Origin of the sequence: Acinetobacter sp. Gutcm_16 (genome assembly GCF_028649355.1) — a bacterium.
Taxonomy (GTDB): domain Bacteria; phylum Pseudomonadota; class Gammaproteobacteria; order Pseudomonadales; family Moraxellaceae; genus Acinetobacter; species Acinetobacter johnsonii.
The window spans coordinates 57,356-73,087 of record NZ_JAQSUV010000032.1; the positions used below are offsets into that span (position 1 = coordinate 57,356).

A 15,732-nucleotide genomic window follows, 5' to 3' on the forward strand; every position below is an offset into this window, starting at 1 on the left:
AATTTATGATCTAAAAATAAACATCTCTTTAAAAAATAATGCTTTTTGCCCAAATTACTGTAGCGTTATGTAAATGCAACTTAGGTTAGAAGTTGCGCCTTTAAGCGCAAAATTTCATCTCGTAGACGTGCAGCTTGCTCAAACTGTAGCTCTTTAGAAGCTTTTAACATTTCTTTTTCCAGCTTAGTTAAGTGCTTGGCAAGAAGTTTCGGATCGGACAGCAAGTGCTGTTCATCTGCACTGAGCGTTTGATGTTGATCTGTGATACCACTTTCAACTTGATCATCTGTCAGCACTTCGCCTGTATCAATATCCTTTTTATTTTGTCTGATGGTGCTACGCGGAATAATGCCATGCAGCTCATTAAAGGCCATTTGTTTTTCACGACGACGGGCTGTTTCATCGATGGCTTTTTGCATCGAATCGGTAATCCGATCACCATATAAAATCGCTTTGCCTTTTACATTACGCGCTGCACGACCAATGGTTTGAATCAAAGAGCGCTCAGAACGTAAGAAGCCTTCTTTGTCCGCATCCAAGATCGCCACCAAAGACACTTCAGGCATGTCCAAACCTTCACGTAGTAAGTTGATACCGACGAGAACATCGTAGACACCTGAACGTAAGTCATGAATAATTTTCACCCGTTCAACAGTGTCAATATCTGAATGCAGATAAGCAACTTTGACCCCATACTCTTTCAAATACGAGCTTAAATCCTCTGCCATACGTTTAGTTAAGGTGGTAACCAAGACACGCTCATCTAGATCTTTACGGATATTGATCTCAGACAAGACATCATCAACTTGAGTCAATACTGGACGTACTTCAATTTCGGGGTCAATCAGACCTGTAGGACGAACCACCTGCTCGGCCACTTGTTCGGCTTTTTCAAGCTCGTATTTGGCCGGTGTTGCACTGACATAAATTGTAGCTGGGGTAATCCGTTCCCACTCTTCAAACTGCATTGGACGGTTATCTAGAGCACTAGGAAGACGGAAACCATAATTCACCAAGTTTTCTTTACGCGAACGGTCACCTTTATACATCGCACCAATTTGCGGTACAGTCACGTGTGACTCATCAATAATCAGTAAGGCGTCATCAGGAACATAATCAAACAAGGTCGGCGGCGCTTCACCCGCAGGACGACCTGACAAATGACGTGAATAGTTTTCAATACCGTTGGTGTAGCCCAACTGCTGCATCATTTCTAAATCATAACGGGTACGTTGCTCAATTCGCTGAGCTTCAAGCAATTTGTCATGTGCACGAAAGAAACCTAAACGCTCTTTTAACTCTTCACGAATCGTGCCGATGGCGCGCTCTAAATTATCTTTCGGTGTTACATAGTGACTTTTTGGATAAATGGTTACACGCGGAACTTTACGTACCAGTTTGCCTGTCAGTGGATCGAACCAACGAATCGAATCGACTTCATCATCAAACAACTCGATTCGAATCGCATGCTGATCCGATTCGGCAGGGAAAATATCGATAATTTCACCGCGGATACGATAGGTACCGCGTAAAAACTCAAGCTCATTACGGCTATATTGCATTTCCACCAAACGACGAATGACGTCATCACGTGCGATACGATCGCCCTGTACAATATGTAGCAACATGCTCATATAGGCATTAGGGTCACCCAAACCATAAATAGCAGAAACTGAAGCAACAATAATTGCATCGCGACGTTCTAAGAGAGAACGTGTTGCAGATAAACGCATTTGGTCAATGTGGTCATTGATCGCAGAATCTTTTTCAATGAATGTGTCTGAAGATGGGACATAGGCTTCAGGTTGGTAATAGTCATAATAACTGACAAAATATTCGACGGCATTGTTCGGAAAGAAAGATTTGAACTCACCATAAAGCTGTGCAGCTAAGGTTTTATTATGTGCCATGACAATGGTCGGACGTTGCGTCCGTGCAATCACGTTGGCCATGGTATAGGTTTTACCAGAACCGGTAACCCCAAGTAACAACTGGTCGTGATAGCCCTTTTCTATTCCAGCAACAAGTTTTTCGATGGCTTGCGGCTGATCACCTGCGGGTTGGTAATTGGTGACTAAATCAAAAGGTTGTTTCTCACTCACAGACATATCCCAAGATTTGCTTCTTCAACCGACTATTTTAACAGATTCAATCCCGAGCAATTCTCGCTTTTAGATTTTTAATGTAATTTACTGAAAATATTACAAAGATTTTTCACTTGACCCCCCCGTATTTCAAGGGCAACATGAAGTGAAGAAGAGCGAAAAATCAGAGCCTATGACATACCAATATCATGACGAAAGCATCGTCAAAAACCTAGATGAACATACCGTATTTGTGTTTGGTAGTAACATGGCAGGTCAACATGCGGATGGTGCTGCCCGAACTGCACTTGAGCACTTTGGCGCAATAAAAGGCGTCGGACGTGGTTGGTCAGGGCAAAGTTATGCCATTCCCACCATGAACGAACACTTACAGCAAATGCCGCTCTCGCAAATTCAACACTATATTGATGACTTTAAAATCTATACTAAAAATCACCCTAAAATGACTTACTTTCTAACCTCTATCGGCTGTGGTATTGCGGGTTATAAAGTTGAAGAAATTGCTCCTATGTTTAAAGGCATTTCTCATAATGTTATTTTCCCCGCATCATTTCGCCCATTTGTGGAAAGAACTCTGCCACGTCTAAGTAAAAAGTTTTTGCATACTATTTTTAACGATGCTGTGATTTTCAGTACTCAAAATGATGACATGCTGATTCAGCATTTGGCCTTAACCGATAATGAAAAAAGTTTAGCCAAAATTATTCTCAACACACGCATGTATCCAACCGACAGTAATGGCCGTGATCGTGTGTTTGAAATTGAAGATATTTTACATGCGCTGTCTGGGAAAATATTTGATTTTGAGACCAACGCTGAGGGACGCATGCTTTTTGGTGGTGCCATTCTAGCGCTGTTGGAACTTTATAATATCAATGAACAAGACTTCATTGAGGTTTGGCAAGGCACACGAGAAATCGCACCACCGAAGCCTGAACATCGTGCGCGAAAAGCCTCACGTTAAATCCAGTCTTCTCAAAAAAGCCAATCCATCAGATTGGCTTTTTTAATTGAAAATAATAGAGTTATTGAAATCTTCCCTATCCCCCAATCGCCTACTACTACAACAAATATGTGACGGTACTGTACCTGCTTTTCCCTTTTTAACTTTTAAAAGTTCACTTACACTCTGAATCATAATCATACTTTTCAAAAATTTAAATAAATCATGAGAACAAATAGACAGCTTGAAGCCTTAAAATCCAAAAGAAACAAGCATGCACTTTTCAGTATGGCTATTGCCGTTGTCATGCTGATTGCATTTTATCAACTGCCTCAGTTTCAAGATTTTAATTTTATAAATCTATCCCCTGTATATTTTATCTTTGTTATTTGCTTATCCTTCCTCAAAAAGACAAAGAACGAACAACCAAAAAAGAACAACCTCCTCTTAAATATTTTATTCATGACGGCACCCTTCTTCATCATTAATGTTTTTGCACTTTCCAGTCTCAGCAAATTTACTGACTATTCGGCTGTACGTATTGCAAAACATATACCTAACCCACAACACATCGAGGGCCAAATTCGGTTAAATAGCTACACTGTGGGCTCTGGGCGTAATAAATCACACTATGAAGATATTGTATTAAATGAAGCTTCTCAGCAGCAACCACTAAGACTGGTTTGTAATTTCATGGATCGCTTTAAAAGCTGCCCGCTACTAGAAGACCTTCAACAACAAAAGGTTAGTATCCGTTATTACACAGACAACCGTCAGTTTATCTACCCAGAAGTTTTAGTGTTATCGGTCACAGCAGACAACACAACCATCAGCAGCCAAGACTTCATGCAGATCTATCAACAACAACGAAAGAATTTTTTGATTTATTTATTCTTCATGGTATTGATTCCAAACCTATTGGTAATCAATTTATTTTGGCGCGACCATCAATATCAACAATCACAAACTTTTCGCTATCGACCTCAAAGCATTTAGCGCTTATCGCTATCAGCATAAACGCTCTTTAAGCTCCAAAACCATTGGAGCTTATGCACTTTCTATGCGCAATCAATATGCATTTTTTGACTGAATCCCCCATAAACTCACATAAATTTTAAAAATAACTTTTTTTATCACATTATTTTAAAAAATTTTTTTAGCGCTTATACTGCTTTAAATTCCAACATAAAAACGAGATATAAATGCAATTATTGGACTCTCCTATTTTTGAATTATCTCCCATTGCCATGTGGTTAGAAGACTTTAGCGAAGTACAAAAACAATTCGATCTTTGGCGGAGTGAAGGTGTTGAAGATATTGCGTCTTTTCTGTTGGAAGACAAATCACGTATTTTAAGTTGTGCACATAAAATTAAAGTCCTGCATGTCAACCCGCAAACCTTAAAACAATTTGAAGCCCAAAGTTTTGAAGACTTAACCGCAAATCTTGCGCAAATTTTTAAAGCAGATATGTCAAGCACTCATTTAAATGAGCTGGTCGCACTTTGGAATGGTGAGACCTTATTTGAAAATACTGCTGTAAACTATACGCTTACAGGTCATCGCCTTGACATTCGACTGCGCGGAACAGTACTTCCCGGTCATGAACACGATCTTTCATTGGTTTTGATCACCACGGAAGACATCACCCCTTATGCCAATGCACAACGTTTAGAAGAAAAAAGTCGTTTAATTGCTGAAGCACGTTTTCAATACTCGCCTACTTCACTTTGGGTCGAGGACTTTAGCCGAGTCAAAGCACGTTTAGATCATTTACGTCGTTTGGGGATCAGTGACTTTAAAACCTTCCTTGATGTCCACAATGACTTTATTAATGAATGTCTCAGAGACATCATGGTTACCGATGTCAACCAAGCCACACTCGATTTGTTTGCTGCACGTGACAAAGACCATTTACTTAAAAATTTGCATAAAGTCTTTCAGAACGAAACCCAACAGACCTTTCGACATCAGTTGCTCGAACTATGGGATGGCAATATTCAACATAACTGCGAAGCGGTCAACTACGCGCTCGATGGCAGTATTCGCCATGTGCTGTTACATTTTGCCGTGTTTCCAGGCTTCGAAGACGATTGGGGTATGGTTCAACTGGCGCTCACCGATATTACTGCACGTAAAAAAGCCGAAAATTATCTTGAGTACTTAGGCAAACATGATGTCTTAACCAAACTTTATAACCGCTCTTTCTATAGCACTGAAATTAACCGACTTGAGCGCAATAACCTGCGCCCTGTGTCTTGTATTTTCTTAGATATGAATGGCTTAAAAGCCATTAATGACAACCTTGGTCATGACCAAGGTGACAGCTTATTACGCCGTATGGGTAATACTCTGAATCAGTTAATTGAAAACACGCAATACTCTGCTTCAAGGATCGGTGGTGATGAATTTGTGGTGCTATTACCTGCCGCCGATGAAGCCGCATTGAACCACTGTATTGAAAGTTTGCATGAGCTTTTAATGGTCGATAACCAATTTAACAATCATCAACCGATTAGTGTGTCGGTTGGAACTGCCACCAGCCAGCCAAATGAGCGGGTTGAAGATATGCTTAAACGTGCCGACACTGCGATGTATGAACACAAAAAAACCTACTATGCAGAAAATGATCGACGGGTTAGCAATTACAACCCAGCGAATGATCAATAAAAAAGCGCCCTAAACAGGGCGCTTTTTTATTTCAATGGCGAATCAACGCTTACCCATTGAACGACGGGTGCCACGTGGTGGCATCCAAGTACGATCTGCATATTGTTCAGGTTTTGGACGAACCTGATTATGTGCAACATCGTCAGCACTTTGTTCTGCATTTGGCATTGGGAATGGGAGATTCACCAAAGGTTTTTTTGAAGTAGGCTGTTGCTTACTCATGACCATCACTCTCATCAAATTGCGCTTATTTTAAAGTTTTTTTCATAAAGATGCGAGAAACTTCCTAATTCTGTACATTTTTGAAATCGTCACTTCAAAATTGAATTTTTTTTATGTTTTTTGCAGAAAATCTGTGTTTTTAAACGCCTTGCTTGAGTTTTTTAAGCTAAGATAGTGTGCTTTTTATTTTTTAAACCCTATAAGAAGGAATACTGCCGTGGACGTACGTCTCTCTGATCGTGTGAATGCCATCAAACCGTCCCCAACTCTTGCTGTTACCAACAAAGCTGCTGAATTAAAAGCGGCTGGCAAGAACGTTATTGGCTTGGGCGCAGGTGAACCTGACTTCGACACCCCACAACACATCAAAGATGCAGCAATTGCAGCGATTAACAACGGTTTCACAAAGTACACCGCTGTAGATGGTACGCCTGGCCTTAAAAAAGCGATTATTGCAAAATTCAAGCGTGACAATAACCTTGATTATGCTGCAAACCAAATTTTGGTTTCTTGCGGCGGCAAGCAGTCATTCTTTAACTTAGCATTAGCTTTGTTAAACAAAGGTGATGAAGTGATCATCCCTGCACCATTTTGGGTAAGCTACCCAGACATGGTGATTATCGCTGAAGGTGTTCCTGTTATTGTAAAATGTGGTGAAGAACAACGTTTCAAAATCACACCTGCTCAACTTGAAGCAGCGATCACAGACAAAACTCGTTTAGTAGTGCTTAATAGCCCATCAAACCCAACAGGTATGATCTACACTAAAGCTGAATTAGAAGCTTTGGCTGACGTTCTTCGTAAATACCCAGAAGTTTATATCGCTTCTGACGATATGTACGAACCAATCCGTTGGGATGACGAATTCTACAATATCGCAACAGTTGCACCAGACCTTTATGACCGTACAATCGTGTTAAACGGTGTGTCTAAAGCGTATGCAATGACTGGCTGGCGTATTGGCTATGCAGCGGGCCCTGCTAAGCTTATTGGCGCAATGAAAAAAATCCAATCGCAATCCACTTCAAACCCAACTTCTATTTCACAAGTTGCTGCTGAAGCTGCGTTGAATGGCCCTCAAGACGTTCTTGAGCCAATGATTGAAGCATTCAAACGCCGTCATGACTTAGTTGTTAGCGGTTTGAACGACATCAAAGGTATTTCTTGCTTACCTGCTGATGGCGCATTCTATGCATATGCAAACATCCGTCCATTAATTCGTGCGAAAGGCTTAAAATCTTGCACAGAATTCTCTGAATGGTTATTGGAAGAAACTGGCGTTGCCGTAGTTCCTGGTGATGCATTCGGCTTAGGCGGTTTCATGCGTATTTCTTATGCAACTGCTGATGAAGTACTTGTAGATGCGCTTGCACGTATCAAGAAAGCGGCTGATTCAATCGAAGGCGTAGATGCTGCGATTGCTTCAATTGCTGCTGAAAAATAATTTAACCCTTTAAAGTTAGATTAGAGAAACCCGCGAACTTCGCGGGTTTTTTATTTTTAAACAAAATCTGCAACATTTGCTCTTAAGCCCGTTTAAATAATTTTAGAGCCGTGTAGTACCAGCAGAATCTATTGTATCTACGTCTTTTTTGCTAGATGATGCCGAGATCACCAAGGCAATGCCTGCCAGAATAATCGTCGCAGAAATAATGATTCGGAAACTCAACGCTTCCCCAATAAACAATGCCCCACCCAGAATCGCCAAACATGGCACGGACAATTGCACGCTACTGGCCGTGACCCGATCAATTTTCTTCACTATGGCATACCAAAGTACATATGCCCCACTTGATGCCAAACCACCAGATAAGAGCGCTAGCAGCATACCTTTTGGGTTAATAAAACTCTGTGTGTAAAAAAATAAATAGACCAAGACGACAAAAGGAATCGCCACTACAAAATTTGCCAAGCTACTGGCCAGTGGATTATGCATATTTTTACCTGCGATGCTATACATCGCCCAACCTATGCCTGAAAGTACCATCAATGCAGCATAGCTTAAAGGAGGTGCCGAAGCCCCTGGTAGCAATAAAATCAAAAGACCTAAAATAGCGATCACCAGCCCCAACCCGCGTCGCAAATTGATTTTTTCACCATGACACAGGCCATAACTGACCATACTTAACTGCACTGTCCCAAATAGGAGTAATGCACCTACACCCGCGTCGATATGCAAATAGGCCAGTGAAAAAGCCACAATATATAAGGCAAGAAAAAATCCGTTTTTTACACTCCACTCTATTTTGGCCTTATGAGTAGAGAGCATATACAGTAGAAATAACATCATTGCACCGCTACAGACCCGAAGTAAGCTAAAACTCATCGGATCAATCTGCTGCTCAGCCAACGCTAAACGACATAGCACCGAATTGGCTGCAAAGGCCAACATTGCAATGGAAATTTTAAGCAGCATGTTTGAGCATCCTTATTCAACAGCCTGCTTTAGATATATCGAATATATCTTATTAAATCTAGAGAGTTTTTCTCATGAAATTTATCAGCAATAACAATGTTCAACTCAGATGATTCAACCTGAATACCTTATTATTTAGCATCATCTGGTGAAAATAAAGCAATCACATCAGCTTCCGTGAGCTGCTCCGTAGAATACTTGAATTGGTAAAAATCAGGCTTATTATCAATATAAATTTCTGTTGTAAGCTTTAAATCTTTTGGCTGTACTTCCATTGCAAATACATTGATATTGCAATAGCTGCCGTCCTGAGTTCGCCAAAAAAGTGACGTGCCACATTCGCTACAAAAACCTCGCTCCCCCCAATCCGATGACTTGAATAATTTTAAATATTCTTGATTTTCAAACTTTAAACTACTGGGTTCGACATCAATACTCATGAGCACCCCGCTCGACTGCTGGCGGCACATAGAACAATGACAAGCATGCACATCATGATTTTTGAGTGCGGCTTGGAACTTAGTTTTACCGCATAAACAGGACACGTTCATTGTGAGTTCCTTCTTCATATGAAGACTGTGTAAAATTACTAAAACCTTGTTTATCTTATATATAAATAAAAAACAAAAGAGTGTATAAATTTTGTGCACCATTTTAAAACAATGCTCACGTTTAGGCTGCTCCGTTCTATCAACACTCAAATTATCAAAATGAATAATCCTAAATCTTTTTCCTAAAATATGTTCACAGCATGAGCTCAATCCATGATTACGATTTCGTTGATTTTGTACTGATCAATCCAATGCTCAATATTGACGAAAAGAGTGAATTTTGCTTAATTAGATAACAAGTTCCAAAAAGGAACTCATAGATAAATATAGGAATGAACAAGATGAATCCCAAAGAAATGACAGGACTACAACTCTTAGAAGCCATGTGTACAGGAAAAATTCCACCTGCAAGTATCAGTGAAACCATTCCCATGCAGCCTTTTGAAGTTTCTGAAGGGAAAATTAGCTTTAAAGCAAAAGCAGATCATCGTCATTTAAACCCGCTTGGTGGCGTGCATGGTGGCTTTGCAGCAACAGTACTCGACTCAGTGACGGGTTGTGCCATACATACTATGCTTGAAGCTGGTGTTGGCTATGGCACCATTGATCTGAATATTAAAATGTGCCGACCAATTCCAAGAGACAAAGAACTGCTTGCCATCGGCAGCGTGATCAACATCAGTAAGAACTTAGGTATTTCTGAAGGTAAAATTGTAGATGAAGACGGTAAACTCTACGCCCATGCCACAGCCACCTGTATGATTATTCGCCCCTAAAAACGAAAGGCACTGATAAATTTCAGTGCCTTTTTTACGCCAAAGTAAACTTTACTTCAGCATGACAGATCAAATTGCGGTTTTAAACGTCTTCAGCGTCTGCAATTTTGAGGCATCAGGACGCTCAACTCCTTTATAAATACAATAGTATTTAAATGCGCTGTCTAAACTCACGTCTAAACTTTTACCTTCAGCAGCAGACCAGACTTTTGAACGATTATTACCTGATAAAGCGCTGCCTGACAACTGATACAAATACAGATCATGTTCTCGCTGCACAGTCTTTTTAAGAGTGGTCGTCGACTGTGTTGAAAGCAACTGACAAGGACTATTGACCAGCCAACGCTCACTAAACCAAAGTTGTAATAAATCACCCAAATACAAGTCTGTACAACCGACTGGCCAAACATCAATATAGGCAGACTCTACAGGGGTATAGTATTGTTCAGGGTTTGAAATAATAGAGAGATACTGATCTTGATAATCAGCTAGGTTCGCAAAAATATCGGAAATGGTAAGCGTATTCATTCGCTTTCTCCTGTTTAGCCATTTTAGTGCTGGCAAGTTGGTTATAAATCCACACTGTTTAAGTTTTCACTTAAACGCTCTGTTGTTAAAGTCAGACTATCAACGACTTTTCAACATTGCAAGCACTTCAATACGATTTTTTTTGAAAATGATTTTTTTGTTCAAATAAAAAGCATCCAATATAAAAATCACAGCAACATGACATTTTAGACTTGACCCACTATGAAATGTCCTTATAATCGCATGCAGATTCTCCAATAGCTCAGTCGGTAGAGCGACGGACTGTTAATCCGCAGGTCCCTGGTTCGAGCCCAGGTTGGAGAGCCAAATTCAAGAAAGCCCACACTATAAGTCGTGGGCTTTCTTCTTTTCTACGTCTTAAAAATTTCGCTGCTTAAGATGTAAATCTTCCAGCTAAACCCAACAGAAAGCCAGAACTAAACTATTCTCGAAAAATCACTTATCTTAAAAACACTAAAAAATGATTCACAAGAAAAATCATGAGCACATTTAAAACACATGTGGATGTTCGTCCAGATCACTTCCCGATCACAGCAATTGAAATGAAAAAATGGAAAGGGCAAAAAGATTGGGAATACCAGCTTAGTTTTAGTGATCCTGCTTATGAAGATATTTCTACTGGATGTAATCATTATGAGTAAAATGACAGCTTATTTTTAATTTTTATTTACCCACCACAGCCGATCATTAAAAATATTTTTTAAGAAAATAGATCTTTCAACCCAATTAAGTCATGTCTCTGAGACTTTGCGAAATACTCTTTCTGATGTAACCATTTTTCATGATGTGCAATGGTGGAACGTGGAAGATATAAAAAATACAATAAATCATCGTCAAAATTCTAAGCACACCTACTCAAATAACTCATGCCACTGACTCATATTTCGCGATTTTATTGAAAGAAATTACAGCTCTCAATACATCATATCTACCCCTCTTTGATTAAAAAGCCCAATCGATAAAGATTAGGCTTTTTAATGAGTCAGAATTATCTACACTGAGAATCTGCAACTTTCGAACAGTCTACAAACTGTAGCATTCACCCGCTTTATTCCTAAGCCGCTTCCGCAGGCACACCACTATGGAAACGGAATACATCATCAGGTGTGCTAATCAGATCTTTTTCAACATTACGGATATGATCAATACGGGCTTGAATATCTTCTTTCGGATTTTTCAATTTCCCCGTTTGCGCAACCTCTAAAGCCAAAGCTAAATAGTCTTCAAAATGACGTGATTCAGACTTCAAAAGGTAGCGATAGTAACGACCCAATTCATCATCCACCAAAGGTGCTAACGCGTAGAAACGCTCACAAGAGCGTGCTTCTACAAAGGCACCAATGATTAAAATATCAATTAAAGCCTCAGGCTCATAAGTCCGCACTTCTTTACGTAAACCACCCGCATAACGACCAGCACTCAGATTGCTCCACTCTAGCCCGCGCTTTTTCATAAATTCAAGCACTTGCTCATAATGCAGCATTTCTTCACGAACCAGTTGTGCAAGCTTGACTTGCAAATCTGTAAAAAAGCTATAGCGAAACATGAGGTTCATCGCTGTACCTGCAGCTTTCTTCTCACAATTCGCGTGGTCTTGCATCAGCACATCAAGATTACTCAGTGCTTCAGCCAACCAAGCTTTTGGTGTTTCACAGCCCAAGAAGTCCATGACGGGCTTCATGAGTTCATCATAATTGATATTCGACATATTCAAATCTTAAAAACTTTAAATTAACGTGCAGCTTTAATCACTGCTTTCATTTCGCGTACTGCTTGTTCCAAGCCCACAAAAATAGCATCGGCAATCAATGAATGACCGATATTTAATTCGTGTATCTGTGGAATTTGCGCAATTGGCGTTACATTTTCAAGGTTGAGTCCATGCCCTGCATTGACCACTAAACCTTTCGATGCTGCATATTCGGCACCTTTGACAACACGCTCAAGCTCATGTTGCTGAGCTTCAGGTGTTTCTGCATCAGCATAAGCGCCTGTATGAATTTCAATGGTTGGTGCACCACAAGCAACCGCTGCATCAATTTGTGCAAAGTCAGCATCAATAAACAAGGACACATCACAGCCAATCTCAGACAAGGCTTGAGTTGCCGCTTTAACATCGTCAAAATGTCCAACCACATCCAAACCACCTTCAGTCGTCACTTCTTGGCGTTTTTCAGGAACAAAACATACATGGTGCGGTTTAATTTCTTTGGCAAATGCAATCATTTCATCTGTAACTGCAAGTTCCAAATTCATACGTGTTTTAAGCGCTGGACGCATACGACGCACATCATCGTCCTGAATATGACGACGGTCTTCACGTAAATGCAAAGTGATACCTTCTGCACCGGCTTGCTCACAGATCAGTGCTGCATTGACTGGATCTGGATAAGAAGTCCCACGCGCTTGTCGTAAAGTTGCCACGTGGTCAATATTTACACCAAGTAATGCAGCCATATTCATTTCCTAATTACGATTGAGTTTGAGTGTTCTGAATCCACAACTGACGACTTTTTAAGGGGCGATCGCCCAACAATGAACTGATCATTTGTCGATACAACTTGGTCAGTAATTGTAACTGTTCCAAACCAAAATCCCTACCCTTTTCATATTGGCACATGCTTAAAATTTGCTGTCCGTTTAAGGTTGCCCGCGAGGCTTGTGCAGTAGGAATAAAGCCTTCATTCAACTGGAATATATAGTTGAGTGATGCTTGAATTTCAAGTTGATTGGCATCGGTCGAAAAATCTAAGGCATAGCCCAAATCTTCCAGCAGTTCGTGCTCAAACTGCCTTAGAATTTGTTTTAAAAACTGATTAGGATTTGCTTGCTGCTCCAGTTGTTGTAATTGCGTTAGCGTATGCGCATATTGAGCAAAACTTTGCTCCATTTGTACTTCGAGCGGACACAGCCTGAGTAGGATCTCATTGAGATAGAAACCTGAAAAAAAAGCATCCCCGAAGAAAAAAATCGGCTGATTGACAATTTCAAGTTTTGTAAAATTTTTGAGTTCAGATTTACCCGAAGCTTGTAAACAAATCGGCTGATATTGTGGCGGCGGGGTTTGTCTTAAAATACCATCAACTCGCCCATGCTCTTGGGTAAATAAATGCACAATATGACTACGTTCACGGTATTTTCTATGGTGAATTAAATAACCATGCAGTACTTCATTGCGCATGAGAAATTAACTAATCTTTTTTATCTTTATCATTCTGTTCGCTGTCTTCATCATCCCCATCTGGGATAACAGCACCAACCACCGCTGCGGTTCCTTTCACCACGCCTTTTGTGGTTTTATACGCAATCTTTACAGGAACGGTGACGATCTTGTGTATACAACCTTGCAAAAACAACATACAAGCCATTACTGCGAACACTTTGACCATAACACCATCCCTATAAAAATTTGTTATCTTAAAACTTAAATATCGCTATAACCTAAGCTTTTCAATGCACGCTCATCATCAGACCAACCGCCTTTCACTTTAACCCAAAGTGTCAACATGATCTTTTGTTCAAACATTTTTTCCATATCGATACGGGCATCCATACCAATTTTTTTAAGCTTAGCGCCTTTTTCACCAATCACAATCGCTTTCTGGCCTGGACGGTCTACAAAAATCGTTGCATCAATGTATGTACACGCTGGTTTTGGACGACCTGTTTTTTCATTCACCGTTGCTTCTTCAGTCTTAAACGACTCAATTTGCACGGTTAAATCATAAGGTAGTTCTTCACCCAACTGACGCATGATTTTTTCACGGATAATTTCTGATGCCAAGAAACGCTCAGAACGATCTGTCAGTTGATCCAATGAATACATCGGCGGTTGGAAAGGTAAATATTTTTCGATGGTATCGCGCAGATGGTCTAAGTTTGCCCCACGGAGTGCAGAAACAGGAACAATCTCAGCAAAATTCATTAATTTTGCACGTTCTTGAATTAAAGGTAATGCATGGTTTTTATTTTCAAGTGTATCAATTTTATTGATCACAAGAATCACTGGCATCTCAGCATTTTTGAGTTTTTCCAAAACGAGCTCATCGTTTTGAGTCCACTTGTCTGCATCCAGAACAAACAATACCAAGTTGACATCACGCAATGCAGAAGACGCAGCACGGTTCATCATTTTATTGATGGCGCGTACTTCTTTTTTATGCATCCCTGGCGTATCAACAAATACCGCTTGAGATTTTTCACGTGAATCAATTCCCACAATTTTATGACGTGTAGTTTGCGGCTTACGTGAAGTAATCGATAATTTTTGCCCCAATAAATGGTTCATCAACGTAGACTTACCTACATTTGGACGACCGACAATTGCTACAAAGCCGCTACGAAAATCCGTTGGAATTTCTGTGCCTTGTTCGCTAAAAAACTGGCTAATTAAATCATTACTGTCGCTTTGCGACTCGTGATCAGCATCGATGTGATCGGAAGAATTTGACATGGCAGATTACTGCTCCAAAAGTTTTAAAATATCCGCCGCGGCAGCTTGTTCAGCAAAACGACGGCTGGTACCCTCACCCATTACAACAGACAATCCATCCACTTTACATTCCACTTTGAAATGCTGATTGGGTGCATCGCCTTGAATATCAACCACATCATAAACTGGGAGCGCTTTTTTTCGGGCCTGAAGATATTCTTGTAAACGAGATTTAGGATCTTTAAGTTGATCGGTTGGCTCGATATGGTCTAAATATGGCTCGTACCATTTTAACACAATCGGCTCCAACACCGTTAAATCACTACAATCCACATAGATTGCACCAATAATCGATTCAACTGTATCCGCAAGAATGGACTCGCGATGATGTCCACCTGATTTTAACTCGCCTGTACTTAAAATGAGTGACTGGCTCAGTTTTAAATCATTTGCAATTTTACCTAAAGCTTCCTGACGAACCAAGGTTGCACGCATACGCGTCAAACGGCCTTCGTTCTCAGTTGGATAAGCTTTATAGAGATAATTTGCAATAATCATCCCTAACAAAGAATCGCCTAGAAACTCTAGGCGCTCATAGTTGTATTTGTGGCTCACCGATCGGTGGGTCAGTGCAAGCTGAAGTAACTCAGGTTGTTTAAACTGATAACCGATACGGCTCGCTAAGCGGGCTTCACTTAGCTTGGACTGAGCTTTGATCAAAACTTTTCTCGAACTTTAATACTAAATCTATATTCAGTAAGAAGGGTTTTCTTACCTCATACTCCTTTTTCACCTGCAACCCTTCGGTATTGGTGACTTGCATAATTTCTTTAATCTTCACATCACGAATACTATTCATTTCCAGACGTTTTGAAAGCTGACTCTCAAACTCCGCGGGCTGAATATTTTTCGGGCTGCTTTGAAATACTTCCTCAATTTGGCTATTGATCATCCGATCATCAAAATAAGGAGCCCAAACTGCAATTGCCACTTTCGCCATAAATGCAAACCCCATGATTGCAAATAAAATGGCGATATAAGATGCCCCTTGTTGATTCTTGCGCATTTT

At 40.3% G+C, this 15,732-nt stretch carries 18 protein-coding genes and 1 tRNA gene; 7 read left to right on the top strand and 12 right to left on the bottom strand.

Features of this window, described 5'->3' with window-relative positions; all coding sequences use genetic code 11:
* Positions 1-80 precede the first annotated feature (80 nt).
* Positions 81-2,102, bottom strand: a complete 2,022-nt coding sequence (uvrB, locus tag PTT44_RS09340) for an excinuclease ABC subunit UvrB (protein WP_168159035.1) — start codon at positions 2,100-2,102, stop codon at positions 81-83.
* A 175-nt stretch (positions 2,103-2,277) separates the two neighbouring features.
* Between uvrB and PTT44_RS09345 the strand changes: the two genes are divergently transcribed.
* From PTT44_RS09345 to PTT44_RS09355, 3 genes are all read left to right on the top strand, one after another.
* Positions 2,278-3,069, top strand: a complete 792-nt coding sequence (locus PTT44_RS09345; protein ID WP_058869426.1) for an A1S_2505 family phage non-structural protein — start codon at positions 2,278-2,280, stop codon at positions 3,067-3,069.
* A gap of 441 nt (positions 3,070-3,510) precedes the next feature.
* A complete protein-coding gene (locus PTT44_RS09350) occupies positions 3,511-4,044 on the top strand; it encodes a hypothetical protein (protein WP_035326867.1) in 534 nt (177 codons plus the stop codon).
* Between the two features lie 206 nt (positions 4,045-4,250).
* Positions 4,251-5,717: a sensor domain-containing diguanylate cyclase gene (locus PTT44_RS09355; protein WP_168159036.1), complete on the top strand. Its 1,467-nt coding sequence runs from the start codon at positions 4,251-4,253 to the stop codon at positions 5,715-5,717.
* A 42-nt stretch (positions 5,718-5,759) separates the two neighbouring features.
* Here the strand turns inward: PTT44_RS09355 and PTT44_RS09360 are convergent, their stop codons facing one another.
* Entirely contained in the window at positions 5,760-5,939 is a 180-nt protein-coding gene (locus tag PTT44_RS09360) for a hypothetical protein (RefSeq protein WP_004693646.1), read from the bottom strand.
* A 217-nt stretch (positions 5,940-6,156) separates the two neighbouring features.
* On the opposite strand from PTT44_RS09360, the gene PTT44_RS09365 reads away from it, so the two are divergent.
* Positions 6,157-7,383 (top strand): pyridoxal phosphate-dependent aminotransferase, encoded by a 1,227-nt coding sequence (locus PTT44_RS09365; RefSeq protein ID WP_058869424.1) that lies wholly within the window; start codon positions 6,157-6,159, stop codon positions 7,381-7,383.
* Positions 7,384-7,485: 102 nt separating this feature from the next.
* Here PTT44_RS09365 and PTT44_RS09370 read toward each other — a convergent pair whose 3' ends face one another.
* On the bottom strand, positions 7,486-8,355 hold the full coding sequence (locus PTT44_RS09370; RefSeq protein WP_168159037.1) for a DMT family transporter: 870 nt from the start codon (positions 8,353-8,355) through the stop codon (positions 7,486-7,488).
* 131 nt (positions 8,356-8,486) lie between these two features.
* Positions 8,487-8,906, bottom strand: a complete 420-nt coding sequence (locus tag PTT44_RS09375; RefSeq protein WP_168159038.1) for a GFA family protein — start codon at positions 8,904-8,906, stop codon at positions 8,487-8,489.
* Between the two features lie 341 nt (positions 8,907-9,247).
* Here PTT44_RS09375 and PTT44_RS09380 point away from each other — a divergent pair, with 341 nt between their 5' ends.
* Positions 9,248-9,682 carry a PaaI family thioesterase gene (locus PTT44_RS09380; RefSeq protein WP_168159039.1) on the top strand — a complete coding sequence of 145 codons (435 nt, stop codon included), beginning with the start codon at positions 9,248-9,250 and terminating at the stop codon, positions 9,680-9,682.
* A gap of 69 nt (positions 9,683-9,751) precedes the next feature.
* On the opposite strand, the gene PTT44_RS09385 is transcribed toward PTT44_RS09380, so the two are convergent.
* A complete protein-coding gene (locus PTT44_RS09385) occupies positions 9,752-10,210 on the bottom strand; it encodes a hypothetical protein (RefSeq protein WP_168159040.1) in 459 nt (152 codons plus the stop codon).
* Between the two features lie 251 nt (positions 10,211-10,461).
* Here PTT44_RS09385 and PTT44_RS09390 point away from each other — a divergent pair.
* Together PTT44_RS09390 and PTT44_RS09395 are read left to right on the top strand one after the other, a co-directional pair.
* Positions 10,462-10,537, top strand: a tRNA-Asn gene (locus PTT44_RS09390).
* 173 nt (positions 10,538-10,710) lie between these two features.
* Positions 10,711-10,872: a hypothetical protein gene (locus tag PTT44_RS09395; protein ID WP_168159041.1), complete on the top strand. Its 162-nt coding sequence runs from the start codon at positions 10,711-10,713 to the stop codon at positions 10,870-10,872.
* A gap of 413 nt (positions 10,873-11,285) precedes the next feature.
* Here PTT44_RS09395 and PTT44_RS09400 read toward each other — a convergent pair whose 3' ends face one another.
* The 7 genes from PTT44_RS09400 to PTT44_RS09430 are packed head-to-tail and all read right to left on the bottom strand — an operon-like array spanning position 11,286 to position 15,729.
* A complete protein-coding gene (locus PTT44_RS09400) occupies positions 11,286-11,939 on the bottom strand; it encodes a tRNA-(ms[2]io[6]A)-hydroxylase (protein ID WP_168159042.1) in 654 nt (217 codons plus the stop codon).
* Between the two features lie 23 nt (positions 11,940-11,962).
* On the bottom strand, positions 11,963-12,688 hold the full coding sequence (pdxJ, locus tag PTT44_RS09405; RefSeq protein WP_168159043.1) for a pyridoxine 5'-phosphate synthase: 726 nt from the start codon (positions 12,686-12,688) through the stop codon (positions 11,963-11,965).
* A gap of 13 nt (positions 12,689-12,701) precedes the next feature.
* Positions 12,702-13,412, bottom strand: a complete 711-nt coding sequence (recO, locus tag PTT44_RS09410) for a DNA repair protein RecO (protein WP_168159044.1) — start codon at positions 13,410-13,412, stop codon at positions 12,702-12,704.
* Positions 13,413-13,422: 10 nt separating this feature from the next.
* Positions 13,423-13,620 carry an NF038104 family lipoprotein gene (locus PTT44_RS09415; protein ID WP_004693662.1) on the bottom strand — a complete coding sequence of 66 codons (198 nt, stop codon included), beginning with the start codon at positions 13,618-13,620 and terminating at the stop codon, positions 13,423-13,425.
* 35 nt (positions 13,621-13,655) lie between these two features.
* Entirely contained in the window at positions 13,656-14,684 is a 1,029-nt protein-coding gene (gene era / locus PTT44_RS09420; protein ID WP_168159045.1) for a GTPase Era, read from the bottom strand.
* A 6-nt stretch (positions 14,685-14,690) separates the two neighbouring features.
* The gene (gene rnc / locus PTT44_RS09425) at positions 14,691-15,383 is read right to left on the bottom strand and encodes a ribonuclease III (RefSeq protein ID WP_058869418.1); all 693 of its coding nucleotides are present in this window, start codon (positions 15,381-15,383) and stop codon (positions 14,691-14,693) included.
* Positions 15,355-15,729 carry a DUF4845 domain-containing protein gene (locus PTT44_RS09430; protein ID WP_148826278.1) on the bottom strand — a complete coding sequence of 125 codons (375 nt, stop codon included), beginning with the start codon at positions 15,727-15,729 and terminating at the stop codon, positions 15,355-15,357. Before PTT44_RS09430 ends, rnc begins: the two co-directional genes overlap by 29 nt.
* Positions 15,730-15,732 lie beyond the last annotated feature (3 nt).